The 14,622-nt window shown below is 69.1% G+C and carries 3 protein-coding genes; all 3 read left to right on the forward strand.

The features are described 5' to 3' along the window. Window position 1: 1 nt before the first annotated feature. Genes C5O79_RS01430 through C5O79_RS01440 form a run of 3 tightly spaced genes read left to right on the forward strand, consistent with a single transcriptional unit; the run spans window position 2 to window position 14,621 of the window. Window positions 2-1,618, forward strand: coding sequence for an MBL fold metallo-hydrolase (locus C5O79_RS01430; RefSeq protein ID WP_122478242.1), 1,617 nt, complete (start codon window positions 2-4; stop codon window positions 1,616-1,618). Continuing rightward, window positions 1,606-5,526 (forward strand): non-ribosomal peptide synthetase, encoded by a 3,921-nt coding sequence (locus C5O79_RS01435; protein WP_131931065.1) that lies wholly within the window; start codon window positions 1,606-1,608, stop codon window positions 5,524-5,526. Before C5O79_RS01430 ends, C5O79_RS01435 begins: the two co-directional genes overlap by 13 nt. Further along, on the forward strand, window positions 5,523-14,621 hold the full coding sequence (locus C5O79_RS01440; protein ID WP_131931066.1) for a non-ribosomal peptide synthetase: 9,099 nt from the start codon (window positions 5,523-5,525) through the stop codon (window positions 14,619-14,621). Before C5O79_RS01435 ends, C5O79_RS01440 begins: the two co-directional genes overlap by 4 nt. Window position 14,622: the final 1 nt, after the last annotated feature.

The following is a 14,622-nucleotide window of genomic DNA, read 5'->3' on the forward strand; positions in this document are numbered from 1 at the left end:
GTTGACTATTTCGTCCAGCACGCAGGTCTACCTGCGCCAAAACATCCAGTTCGAACCGCTGATCAACAGCTGGTACGCGTGGTATCACACGCTTCCGCCGTTGACCGCCGCCCTCAACGTGGCGGAGCGGTTCCTGCCGCTGCTGAAGTCCTATGCCGCATCGCCGATGATGCATGCGGCGGCCTGCAAGGATCCCGCGATGCGCGGCGGGCCGTTCCTCGACCTGGGCGGCCAGCGCGTCGACGAAATCCGCGCGCTGATCGAGCAGACCACCCAACGCGCGACCCGGCAACTGGAACTGGCGAAGGCATACAAGGCGTTCTCCACGCTACTGCTGGAACGGGCCACGGGGATGGCGTCGGACCCGCTCTACCCCGAGATTCCGGAGGTGCTGAAGGGCTATGTCGAGATCTACTACGACCTGAACCACAACCCGTCCTTCCGGGTGTTCGAAAGCTTGCTGTACGCGAGCCCGTTCTATGCGCGCGATGCGCAGAGCATCGCGCTGTCGGCGATCGAGGAGCACACGCCGCGGCCGTTCATCCTCAGCACGCCCCGGCTCCGCGACGAGCGCACGGTGTTCAGCAACATGGCCTTCGACGACCGCGCGCTCGACGCGCTGTTCCGCATGCGCGACACGCCCGGCAGCTACGCGAAGATCGTCGACCTGATGCGCGTGGAGGAGAAGGACGAGCCGCTGTTCCGCTCGTTCTTCGTCGAGGAGGCGCCGGCGCCGAAACCGGATCGTTCGTTCGACGGCGACGACATCCGCATCCGCTACTACGGCCACGCGTGCGTGCTGATCCAGAGCCGGGGCGTGAGCATCCTGATCGATCCGGTGATCAGCTACGGCTACGACACCGCGCTGCCGCGCTATACGTTCGCCGACCTGCCGGATCAGATCGACTACGTGCTGATCACGCACAGCCATCACGATCACATCGTCCTCGAAACGCTGCTGCAGCTTCGCCACAAGGTCAAGACCGTGGTGGTCGGCAGGAATCTCGACGGCTTTCCGCAAGATCCGTCGATGGAGCTGGCGTTGCGCAAGCTCGGCTTCGACGACGTGCTGGAAGTTCGGGATGCGCAGGAAATCAAGGTGCCCGGCGGCGCCATCACCGCCATTCCGTTCATGGGCGAACACAACGACCTGGCGATCCACAGCAAGCAGAGCTTCATGATCCGCTTCGGCTCGCGCTCGGTGCTGTGCATCGCCGATTCGTGCAACCTGGACCCGCGCCTCTACGAGCATGTCTTCCGCGTCGCCGGCAAGCCGGACACGCTGTTCGTCGGGATGGAAACCGAAGGCGCGCCGCCGTCATGGGTCTACGGCCCGCTGTTTCCCAAGGCGCTGCCGCGCGACATCGATCAATCACGCCGGGCGCGCGGCTGCCAGTTCGGCGAGGCCGCCGCGCTGGTGGACGATTTCGCGTTCAACGCGGCGTATGTCTATGCGATGGGTCAGGAGCCCTGGCTGAACCACCTCCTCGACAACACCTTCGACGAAAACTCGCCCAGCCACATCCAGTCCACCCAGTTCGTCGCGCACTGCAAGGCCAAGGGCATCGCTTCCGAAATCCTGTACGCGACGAGGGAGATCGTGCTTTGTCAGAACTGAATCTCAACGCGCTCTCGACCAGCGGGCAATACCAGGAACACGTGGCGTTCTGGAACGACGCGCTCGGTCGCATCGATGAAGATTTCCGCCTTCAGCAGGCGTGGCAGGCGTATGCGCTGCCGCTCGGCCCCGAGCCGGCCCTGACGTTCGCGCTCGACGGCGACGCGGCGCAGGTGCTGGAGCGGCTCGCCGCCGGCAACGAGCTGGGCGCGTTCGTCGTGCTGCTGGCCGCGCTGTTCCGCGTGCTGGGGCGCTACAACGGCGCGGCCGGCCTGTTCGTGGCGTCGCCGCAGCTGATCGTCGAACCCGCGAGCGGCTGCGCCGAGCCCGTCCCGCTGCTCGACGCCGACGAGCCCGGCCCCACGGTTCGCGCGTACCTGAACCAGCTGCGCGACAGCGTGCAGCGCAGCTATTCGTACCAGGATTTCCCGATCGCCGCCCTCGCGCACAAGCTGCATGGCGAACGGCGCGCGACCAACGTCGGCGTGCGCTTCGACGGCCTTCACGAAGCCTGGGCAGCGGCCGACTACGACCTGTCGATCGAGATCCGGCATCGGGAGCGCTACGAGATCGTGCTGACGGGCCGGCCGACGGTGTTCACGCTGCACTATCTCCAGCATGTCGCACGGCACCTGCGCAACGTCGTGGCCGGCTTCGGCGCACTGGATGCGCCGCTCGATACCGTCTCGCTGCTCGACGACGAAGAGCGCGCGCGCCTGCGTTCGCATGCGGCGCCCGTCGCGGTACAGGGCACCTTCCTGGAGCAGTTCGCGCAACGGGTCGCGGCCGCGCCGGACAGCGTCGCGGTGGTGACCGCCGACGCATCGCTGACCTATGCCGAACTCGACGACCAGGCGTCCCGGCTGGCGAGCTTCCTGCTCGCGGAATACGCGATCGAACGCGGCGACGTGGTGGGCGTGGTGGCCGACCGTTCCGAGCGCTGGATCGTCGGCATGCTCGGCGCCCTCAAGGCGGGCGCGGTGTATCTGCCGCTCGACCCGGAATTTCCGCGGGAGCGCCTGCGCTTCATGATCGAGGACGCGAAGGTCAAGGCGCTGCTGACGCACTCGGAGCACCTGCCGTTGCTCGCCGATTTCTGGGCGATCCCGATGTTCGCCCTCGACTTCCAGCTCGACACGCTGGCACCCGCGTCGGCATCGGCGCAGGTCGAGGTGCGGCCGGACGACGCGGCGTACATCATCTACACGTCCGGCTCCACGGGTGTGCCCAAGGGCGTCGTGCTCGAACACGCAGGGCTCCTGAACATGGCGCAGTACCACGTGGACGCATTCGGTTTCGATGCCGCCGACCGCTTCGTCCAGTTCTACTCCCCGGGCTTCGACGGCTCGATCATGGAAATCTTCGTCACGCTGCTCGCGGGCGCCCGCCTGGTGCTGGCAAAGACCGCCGTGATCCGGGACGTGCCGCGTTTCGTCGACTACATCGCGCAGCAGGGCGTCACCACCGTCAACGCGACGCCGGCCTACCTTGCCGCGCTCGACTGGCATGCGCTCGGCGCCGTGAAACGGGTCATCAGCGCGGGCGACAGCGCTCGCGTGGCGGATCTGCGCGAGCTGGCCCGGACCCGCACGTGCCACAACTCGTACGGCCCGACCGAGGCAACCGTGTGCATCGCGGACTACGTGGTCGACCCGGCCATCACCTACGGCGCCCGTCTGCCGGTGGGCCGCCCGATCCACAACACGCACCTGTACCTGCTCGACGAGCACGGGGCGCTGGCCCCCGAGGGTTGCGCGGGCGAGATCTGCGTGTCCGGCATCGCACTGGCGCGCGGCTATGTCGGCCGCGACGACCTGACGGCCGCCGCGTTCGTCGACCATCCGTTCGAGGCGGGCGAGCGCCTCTATCGCACCGGCGACCTCGGCGTCTGGCTGCCGGACGGCAACCTGGAGGTCACCGGGCGGCGCGACACGCAGGTGAAGATTCGCGGCTACCGGATCGAAATGGGCGAGATCGAGGCGGCGCTCAGGCAGCACGCCGGCGTCGCCGACGCGGTCGTGTTCGTGCGCGAGGACACGCCGCAGCACAAGCAGTTGGTGGCCTGCGTCGCGACGGCGACGGCCGGCGTCGCCGGCCTGCGGGAACACCTGAAGGAACGTCTGCCCGAGTTCATGGTGCCGGCGTCGATCGTGACGCTCGAACGCCTGCCGCTGACGCCGAACGGCAAGCCCGACCGCAAGGCGCTCGCCGCGCTGGAACTGGCGCCCGCGCCGAGCGAAACCGCCTACGTCGCACCGGCCAACGACGTCGAGGCGCGCCTGGGCAGGATCTGGTGCGACGTGCTGGGCCGCGAGCCGATCGGCGTGCACGACAATTTCTTCGAACTGGGCGGCGACTCGATCCTGATCATCCAGGTGATGTCGCTGGCCCAGCAGGTCGGGCTCAAGTTCACCGCCGACCAGTTCTTCGCACACCCGACCATCGCCGAGCTCGCCCAGGTCGCGACGGAGGCGCCGTCGATCCGGATCGCGCAGGAGCCGGTGGTCGGCCCCGCCCCGCTGACGCCGATCCAGCACTGGTTCTTCGCGCAAGACGTCGCCGATCCGCACCACTACAACCAGTCGACGATGATCGAGGTGCCCGCATCGCTGCGGCCGGACACGATCGAGCGCGCGCTGGCGGCCGTCGCGACGCATCACGACGCGCTGCGGCTGAGTTTCGCGTGCGTCGCCGGCGTGTGGCAGCAATCGCATGCCGCGCCGCCGCTGGCCATTCCGCTCGGCGTCACGTCGCTGGCGGACGCGGCGCCTGCCGCACGGCAGGCCGCGATGCTCGCGACCGCCACCGGCATGCAGGAAAGCTTCACGCTGTCGGCGCCGCCGCTGCTGCGCGCGCACCTGTTCCAGTTCGGTCCCGACGCGCCGCAGCGCCTGCTCGTGGTCGCGCATCACCTGGTGATCGACGGCGTGTCGTGGCGCATCCTGTTCGAAGACCTGTACGCCGCATGTCGCCAGCTCGAAGCGGGCCACGCGGTACAGCTCCCGGCCAGGACGACGGCCTGGCGCGACTGGTCGACGCGCCTGTCCGGACTCGGCGCGACCGCGCTCGACGGCCTGGGGCCGGACTACTGGCTCCAGGGCAACGCCGGCGAGCCGGCGTGCTTCGACGACATGCCGGCCGGCACCGTCGCCGAAGCGGGCTCGACGATCGTCGAGTTCGATGCGCAGCAGACACTCGCGCTGTTGCAGGATGTGCCGCGTGCGTTCAACACGCAGATCAACGAAGTCCTGCTGACGGCTCTGCTGCTCGCGTTCGGCGACTGGACCGGCAACGCGTCGCTGGTCGTCGATCTCGAAGGCCACGGCCGCGAGGACATTTTCGACGGCGTCGATACGTCGCGCACGATCGGCTGGTTCACCACCCACTATCCGGTGTGCCTGAACGCCGGCGACGCCACCGTGGCGGTCGACGCGCTGCGCCACGTCAAGGAGCAGCTGCGGGCGGTACCGATGCGCGGGCTCGGCTACGGCATCGCCCGCTACCTCGGCCACGACGCTGGCATCGCGGCGGCGCTCGAACGGCAGCCGCCGGCGCCGGTGCGCTTCAACTATCTCGGCCAGGTCGATCGCGTGCTGCCAGACGACACGGGCTGGAAGCCGGTGCTCGACTTCCAGAGCCCCGAGCACAGCCCGCGCGCACGTCGCGGCCATCTGTTCGAGATCGACGGGATGGTGTTCGACGGCCGTCTGCGCCTGACCTGGCACTACAACCGCGAGGCCTGCGCACCCGGCGTCATCGAACAGCTGACGCAGTGCTACCGCAGCCGCCTGCTGTCGATCGTCGCGGCCAGCGGCGACGGCCCGCGCGCGCTGAGCCCGTCGGACTTTCCGGCCGCGCGCATCAGCCAGGAAGCGCTGGACGCCCTTGTCTCAAGGATCAAATCGTGACATCCCCCACCATCGCCGATATCTACGAGCTCTCCCCGATGCAGGAGGGGATGCTCTTTCATGCCGTGCACGAGCCCGGCTCGAGAAGCAGCTTCAACCAGCTCAGTTGCCGGATCACCGGCAGCCTCGATCCCGCGCTGTTTCATGCCGCGTGGCAGCAGCTCATCGATCGGCATCCGGTGATGCGCACGTCGTTCCATTGGGAGGAGTTCGACAAGCCGATGCAGGTCGTGCATGCGCACGCCACGCTGCCATGGGTGCAGGACGACTGGCTCGACCTGCCGGAACACGAACAGCGCACACGGTGGCGCGCGCATCTCGACAACGACCTGGCCGAGGGCTTCGCGCTCGATCGCGCGCCGCTCGTGCGTTGTCGCCTGGTGCGCGTCGCCGCCGACGCCTACCTGTTCAGCTGGAGCCACCATCACATCCTGGCCGATGGCTGGTGCCTGTCGCTCGTCATCGAGGAGATCTTCGAGGTCTATGGCGCGCTCGTGCGCGGCGTGCCGCCGGCGCTCCCGCCGGTGCGCCCCTATCGCGACTATATCCAGTGGCTGCAGCAGCACGAGCCGCAAGCCGCGCAGCAATACTGGACGCGCTATCTCGAAGGGTTCCGCACGCCGACCCCGCTGCCCACGGCCGCGCGCGCGGGCGCGGACGAACGCTTCGGCCAGGGCCTCGCGCAAGTGCAGGCCGACCTGTCGGCCGACCTGAGCGCGCGCCTGCGGCAATTCGCGGCCCGCCATCACGTCACCCTCAATACCCTCGCGCAAGCGGCGTGGGCGCTCGTGCTGTCGCGTTACAGCGGGGAAACCGACGTGGTGTTCGGCGCCGTCGTATCCGGGCGGGGCGCCAACCTGCCGGGGATCGAAACCATGCTCGGCCTGTTCATCAATACGGTGCCGGTGCGGGTGCGGGTCGACCCGAGGCAGCCGCTGGTGCCGTGGCTGAAGATGATCCAGGCGCGCGTGGCCGCCCGCGCGCCGTTCGAGCACACCCCGTTGCCCGACATTCAGCGCTGCAGCGACGTGCCGCCGACGGCGCCGCTGTTCGAGAGCAACATCACGTTCATGAATTACCCGCTCGACGCGTCGCTTACGCATGGCGCGCACGGGCTGGCGGTCGACGAGGTGCAGCTCTACAACCGCGCCGACATTCCGCTCGAATTCGTGGTGACGGCGCGCGACGACTGGAAGATGGAACTGTCGTTCGACCCGCGGCGCTTCGATGAAGACACGATGCAGCGGATGCTGGGCCACGTGGCCGCGACGCTCGACGCGTTCGCGGCCGATCCGAACCGGCTGCTCGGCCGCGTGCCGATCTTGCCCGACGCGGAACGCCGGCAGTTGCTGGAGACCTTCAACGACACCGCCGTGCCGTTCGACGCCGCGCTCACCGTGGTGCATCGCCTGGAGCAGGCCGCCGCGGACCACCCCGAGCGGCCCGCGGTCGAGTACCGGGACGGCGTCCTGAGCGCGGGCGAACTGAACGCGCGCGCCAACCGCATCGCGCACCGCCTGCTGGCCGCCGCCGACCTGGGCCCGGACGCGCTGGTCGCGATATGCATGCACCGGTCCGCCCAGCTGATGGAGGCGATCCTCGCGGTCTGGAAGTGCGGCGCCGCCTACATTCCGGTCGACCCGAATTATCCGGTGGCCCGCATCCGCACCATCCTCGAGGATTCCGGCACCGCCCTCGTGATCACCTGCGACGGGCTCCTGCCCCTGGAGCTGGCCGGGATCGCGCCGGTCGTATCGCTCGACGCCGCCACCGACGCCGTCGACGACTCCAATCCCGGCCGCCCCGTGTCGCCCGACAGCCTCGCCTACGTGATCTACACGTCCGGCTCCACCGGCAAGCCCAAAGGCGCGATGGTCGAGCACGCCGGCATGCTGAACCACATGCTCGCCGAGATCGACGAGTTCTCGATCTCGGCGTCGTCGGTGATCGCGCAAACCGCGCCGCATTGCTTCGATATTTCTGTCTGGCAATTTTTCACGGCGCCGCTCGTCGGCGGCAAGACCGTGATCGTCGAGGACGACTGCATTCGCGATCCCGCGCGTTTCATCGCGTACCTGGAAACCACCCGGATCAGCATCCTCGAACTGGTGCCGTCCTATCTGTCCGCCGTGCTCGAGCGCGCGTCGGAACGGCCGGCGACGATGCGGCACCTGCGGCACCTGCTCGTCACCGGCGAGATGGTCAGCCCGGCCCTGGTGAAGCAGTGGTTCGACGTGTTCCCGGCGATCCCGCTGGTGAACGCGTACGGCCCGGCCGAAGCGTCCGACGACGTCGCACAGCACCGCATGACGGGCGCGCCGTCCACGCCTTACGTACCGGTCGGCAAGCCGATCCGCAACGTTCGCCTCTACGTCGTCGACCCGCAGATGAACCTGTGCCCGATCGGGATTCCCGGCGAGCTGTGCGTGTCCGGCGTCGCCGTCGGTCGCGGCTATCTGAACAATGAAGCCGCCACGCAGGACGCGTTCGTCGAGGATCCGTTCCATCCTCAGCGCGGCGTCCGCCTGTACCGCACCCGCGACATCGGCTGCTACCTGCCCGACGGAACGATCGTGCTGCACGGCCGCAAGGACCACCAGCTGAAGATCCGCGGCTACCGCATCGAGCTCGGGGAGATCGACAACGCGCTGGCCGCCATTCCGGAAATCCGCCAGGCCGCCGCGCTCGACTATCGCGACGAGGCCGGCCGCGCCGCGCTGTGCGCGTACGTCGCGTTCCGCGACGGCGCGTCGCTGAGCGACGCCGGGATCGCCGCCGCGTTGTCCGCCACGCTGCCGGACTACATGGTTCCCGGCATCTACGTGGTGCTCGACACGCTGCCGCTGAGCGGCAACGGCAAGATCGACCGCAACGCGCTGCCGCCGCTGGATCGCGCGCGACTCGCCGCCACGGCACACGCGCCAACGCCGCCCCGCACGCCTACCGAGACGCTGCTGTGCCGCATCTGGGGCGAAGCGCTGGGCATTCCGTCGCCCGGCATCCACGACAACCTCTTCGCGCTGGGCGGCGATTCGATTCTGAGCATGCGCATCGTGTCGCTGGCCGCGAAGGCGGGCCTGAAGCTCACCACCCGGCTCATCTTCCAGCATCCGACGGTGGCCGAACTCGCCGCCGTGGCGACGCGCGGCACGGTCGGCGCGGCGGCGTTCGTCGCATCGTCCGGCCCGCTGCCGCTGACGCCCATCCAGAAGCGTTTCTTCGCGCAGGGCAAGCACGACCCGGACCAGTACAACCAGGCGGTCCTGCTCGACGTGCCGGCCGACCTCGATCCGGTCTTGCTGCGCCAGGCGCTGCGGCACGCGGTCAAATGGCATGACGCGCTGCGGCTGCGCTTTCGCGAGGGCGAGAGCGGCTGGACCCAGGAAGTCGTCGACGACCCGGAGATCCCCGTCGTCGTGTCCGACATTGCGCACGATCAGCTCGCGCAGTACGTCGCGCAGTCGCATGCGAGCCTGAATCTCGCGGACGGCCCCGTCGTGCGCGCGGACCTGTTCCGCGTCGACGAAGGCCGCTCGCTCCGCCTGCTGCTGGTCGCCCATCATCTGGTCGTCGACGGCGTGTCGTGGGGCGCGCTGCTCGAAACCGTGTACGACGCCTATACCCGGCTGCGCAACGGCAAGGCGCCCGAATTCGCGGGCGGCAGCGCGACATGGACCGCATGGACCCGGGCGATCTCGACCTGGGCCGGCTCCGGCGCCGCCGACGCCGACCTCGCCCATTGGCAGGCCCTCGCGCGTGCCGCCCTGCCCGGCCTGCCGCTCGATCGCGATGCGCCTGCCGACGCCAATACCGTGTCGTCCGCCGAAACGATCGTGGTCGAGCTGGGCGAAGCCGCGACGACGGCCTTGCTGGGCGCCGCGCCCCGTGCCTACGACGCGCAGGTCAACGACGTGCTGCTCGCCGCGCTCGCGCGTGCCGTCAGCGACTGGAGCGGATGCGCCGACGTGCTGCTGGATCTCGAAGCGCACGGGCGCGAGGAACTGATCGACGCGCTCGACATCTCGCGCACGGTGGGCTGGTTTACGTCGGTTTTCCCGGTCTTGCTGACGGTCGATGCCGGTTCGCACGATCCGGCCAGCCTCGTCGCATCGGTCAGGACGCGGCTGCGCGCGGTGCCGAACGCGGGCATCACCTGCGGCCTGCTGCAGGACCGGCTCGACGGCCCGCTTCCGCAGCCGCGACTGCAGTTCAACTACCTGGGGCAGACCGACCAGCTGTTCACCGCCGCACGCGACTGGAAACAGGCCGCGGAGCCGAGCGGTGACGGCCGCCATGCGAACCAGCTGCGCGAGCACCTGCTCGACATCAACGCGTACGTGACCGGCAACCGCCTGCACGTTGCGTGGGAATTCAGCCGGGCCTGCCACGACACGGACACCATCCTGCGCGTCGCGCAAGCCTACATCGCGGCGCTCGAAACCCTGGTCGCCGGCCACGCTGTCCCGTCCGCATCGACCCGGCCCGCGACTGCCTTGCCGCAGGCGCCGGCGTCGGTGAGGCCGGACGAGATCGCCGACGTCTACCCGCTGACGCCGACCCAGCAGGGCATGCTGTTCCACAGCCTGTACGAACCCGCGTCGGATGCATACTTCAGCAGCCTGAATTTCCGTATCGACGGGGCGCTCGACGTCGAACGGTTCCGCCGCGCGTGGGAGACCGTGGCGCACCGGCACGACATCCTGCGTACGTCGTTTCACTGGGAAGACATCGAAAGCCCCGTGCAGGTCGTGCATCGCCGGATCGACTTGCCGTGGCACGACGAGGATCTGCGCGCGGCGTCCGCCGCGGAGGCCGAACAGCGCTGGGAAGCCTACGTGGCGCAAGACCGGGCGCGCGGCTTCGACTTTACCCGCGCGCCGCTGATGCGGCTCGCGCTGTTCCGCGTGGGCGAGCACGCATGGCGCTTCCATTGGAGCCATCACCACATCCTGCTCGACGGGTGGAGCTCCGCCCGGCTGCTGAGCGACGTGGCCGCCGCCTATCAGGCGCCGCCGGCCGAAGGTGCGCCGCAGCGGGACGCGCCGCCCGCCTTCGCCGGTTACGTGCGCTGGCTGGCACGCCAGGACGCCGCCGCCGCGCAACGTTTCTGGAAGACGAAGCTGGCGGATTTCCCGGCGACGACGCCGCTCGTGCTGGGCCGCCCCGAACTCGACGGCACGGCCGCGCCGGGCGCCTACGTGGAAGAGCCGCTGCTGCTCTCCGAAAGCGACACGCAACGGCTCGTCGCGTTCGCGCAATCCCGCCGCCTCACCCTGAACACGCTCGCGCAGGGCGCATGGGCGCAGTTGCTGAGCCGCTACAGCGGCGAATCGGACGTCGTGTTCGGCACGATCGTTTCCGGCCGCCCGGCGTCGCTGCCGGCATCCGACGAAATGGTCGGGCTGTTCATCAACACGCTGCCGGTGCGGGTGCGCATCGACGCACGCCCGACGTCAGCGTGGCTGGCGCAATTGCAGATGGATCTCGCGCAGCAGGAGGACTATGCGCACTATCCGCTGGCCGACATCCAGAAATTCGCCGGCCTGCCACCCGGCGTGCCGCTCTTCGAAAGCCTGCTCATCTTCCAGAATTATCCGGTGGAAGAAGCGCTGGCCGATGCGCTGCCCGGCCTGCGGATCGGCGCATTCGAGGTGTCCGATCCGAACAATTACCCGCTGACGCTGGTCGTGACGCCGGGCAAGCGCCTGTCGCTGCAGGTGCTGTACGACGACGGCCGGTTCGATCGCGACACGATCGTCCGCCTGCTGCGCCATGTCGAGACCCTGCTCACCGGCCTGGCCGGCGCGGAAGATCGCCCGAACCGCAGCGTGCCGCTTCTCGCTGCCGCCGAGCGGGACGCCATCCTGCTCGGCTGGAACGACACGTTCGCGCCGGTTCCGTCCGACCGGACGCTGCCCGAACTGATCGAGGCCGTCGCCGCCGCGCATCCCGAGCGCGTGGCGGTTCGCTGCGGCACGGAGGTTCGCACCTACCGTGACCTCGTCGAAGGCGCCAACCGGATCGCCGCGCATCTTCTGCAGACGGCGCCGCTGCAGCCGGACGACCGGATCGCCGTCTGGATGCCGCGCTCGCCGCTGATGCTGGAAACGATCCTGGCCATCTGGAAGTGCGGCGCGGCGTACGTGCCGGTCGATCCGGCCTACCCGGCCCAGCGGGTCGAGACCATCCTGACACTGGCGCGGCCGGCCGTCATCGTCACGACGGACTGCGTGCCGCCGCCGGCGCTGGCGTCGATCCCGCTGGTCGATCCCGCCCGCCTGCCCGACCGTCGCGGCGCCGAAGCGCCGGCGCCGGTGACGCCGCGCTGCCGGCCCGCGGACCTCGCCTACGTGATCTTCACGTCGGGTTCGACCGGCCAGCCGAAGGGCGCGGTGGTCGAACATCGCGGCATGCTCAATCACGTGCTCGCGATGGCGCGCCGGGTCGGGCTCGGCGCGCAGAGCGCGGTCGCCCAGACCGCTTCGCACTGCTCCGATATTTCGGTCTGGCAGTGCTTCGCGGCGCTGGCGTCGGGCGGCACGACGGTGATCTATCCCGATGCCGTGATCCTCGAACCCGCGCGCCTGATCGACAGCCTGCACCGCGACCGCGTCACGGCGATGCAATTCGTGCCGTCCTATCTCGCGACCTTTCTCGGCGAACTGGAACGGCACGCGGCACCGGCCTTCCCGCACCTCGACACGTTGCTGACGATCGGCGAAACGCTGCAGCCCGCCACCGCGCAAGCCTGGTTCCGCCTGAATCCGGCGGTCCGGCTCATCAACGCCTACGGGCCGACCGAAGCGTCGGACTCCGTCGCGCATTACTGCCTGACGCGCGCGCCGGATGGGCCGGCGATTCCGATCGGCCGGCCGATCGAGAACCTGCGCCTCTACGTCGTGGATGCCGACATGAATCCGTGCCCGGCCGGCGTCAAGGGCGAGATCTGCATCGGCGGCGTCGGCGTCGGGCGCGGCTACCTGTTCGACGAAGCCCGCACCCGGGCGGTGTTCCGCGACGATCCGTTCAGTCCGGAACCGGGTGCGCGCCTGTATCGCACCGGCGACATCGGCTGCTTCGGGGCGGACGGCAATCTGCACTTCTTCGGCCGCCGCGACTTCCAGGTCAAGGTCCGTGGCTACCGCATCGAGCTCGGGGAAATCGAAGCCGCGCTGACTAGTCTTGCCGGCATTTCCCACGCCGTGGTGGTCGCCCGGGAAACGTCGGACGCCGAAATGACCCTGTGCGGCTACGCGTCGGGAACCGGCTGGACGCCCCAGCGCGTGCGCGACGCACTGCGCGACACGCTGCCGGCGCACATGGTGCCCGACACCGTGATGCTGCTGCCGGCGCTGCCCGTCATGCCGAACGGCAAGATCAACCGCGCCGCGCTGCCGCTGCCGGATGCCGCGTCCGTGCGCGACGGCGTGCGGGCCGATCCGCAGACGCCGGTCGAAGCGGCGCTGCTGCGCCTCTTCGCCGAGGTGCTCGGCCGCCGGCCGAACGGCGTCGACGACGATTTCTTCGAGCACGGCGGCCAAAGCCTCAAGGCGATCCAGATGGTCAGCCGGATCCGGCGCGAACTGAAACTGGACGTCGCGGTCGCCGACATCTTCCATGCGCCGACGCCGCGCGCGCTCGCACGAAGGCTGGCTGCCATGCCCGTCGACGGCGCCGCCGACGACGACGCGATCATCCCCGCGCTGGCCGCGCAACCGTCCTACGCGGTGTCTCGTGCACAGAAGCGGATCTGGCTCGCCAGCCGCGGCGCGGATCCGTCCACGTACAACATGGCGGGCGCGCTGCAGCTGGACGGCGCCGTCGACACGGCGCGCCTCGTCCGTGCATTCGACACGCTGGTCGATCGCCACGAGAGCCTGCGCACCGTGTTCGCGATGATCGAAGGCGAGTTGCGGCAACGCGTCCTCAGCCGCGAAGCGTCCGGATTCCGGGTCGAGCAGCGCGATCTCGCGGACGATGCCGGGCCGCAAGCGATCGATGCGCTGATTCGCGCGGAATGCGAGCAGCCGTTCGATCTCGCGTCGGGCCCGCTCTTTCGCGTCAAGCTGGTCCGGCTGTCGCAGGAGAAGCATCTGTTGCTGCTGAACATGCACCACGTGATCTCGGATGCATGGTCGATCCGCGTGCTGACCGACGACCTGCATGCGCTGTATGCGGGGCGCGACCTGCCGCCGCTGTCGATCCAGTATCGCGACTACGCCGCGTGGCACAACGCGAGCCTCGCGGGTCCGCGCGCCGCCGCGCATCGCGCGTACTGGCTCGAGCAACTGGCGCCGCCGCTGCCCCGCCTGCAACTGGCATCCGATTTCCCGCGTCCCGAGCGGCTCGGTCATGCCGGGCAGACGCTCGAAGTCGAACTGCCGCAGCCGCACGCGGCGGAACTCGCGACGCTGGCCCGCGCTCACCGCACGTCGCTCCACGCGGTGCTGCTGGCGTCGTTCTGCGTGCTGATGCACCGCTACACGGGGCGTGAGGACATCGTCATCGGCAGCGTGTCGGCCGGGCGCGACAGCGAGCAGCTCGAATCGCAGGTCGGCGTGTACCTCAACACCGTCGTGCTGCGCGTGCCGGTGCGGAAATCCGCGACGGTCGCGGAGGTGATCGACGGGGCGGCGAAAGCCTCCGCGCAAGCGCTGGAGCATGCGTCCTATCCGTTCGACGTGTTGCTGGAAGACCTGAAGATCCGCACGCCGGCGAACCATTTCCCGATCTTCGACATTCAGGTGAACCACGTGTCGATGCCGGCGCCGCAGCCAGGCCTTCGCATCACGGACATCTCGCCGGCGGACACGACGGCCAAGTTCGACCTGTCCTTCCAGGTCGTGGAAAGCGAAGGCCGGCACCTGATCCAGTTCATCTACAACACCCACCTGTTCCGCCCGTCGACCATCGCCGCGATGCGCGATCGACTGCTCGCGATCCACGACGTCTTCCGTCGCGATCCGGCCACGCCGGTCGATCGCATCCCGCTCTCCGACGAGGCGCCCGCCGCCGGCCCGCGAGTCCGGGTCGGCCTGCGCCTGAAGCGCGCGCCCGAGGTCACGGCCGACGACGCGCTCGAGGAGAAGACGTGAT

This window comes from Burkholderia sp. SRS-25 (assembly GCF_004343765.1).
GTDB classification, from domain to species: domain Bacteria; phylum Pseudomonadota; class Gammaproteobacteria; order Burkholderiales; family Burkholderiaceae; genus Burkholderia; species Burkholderia contaminans.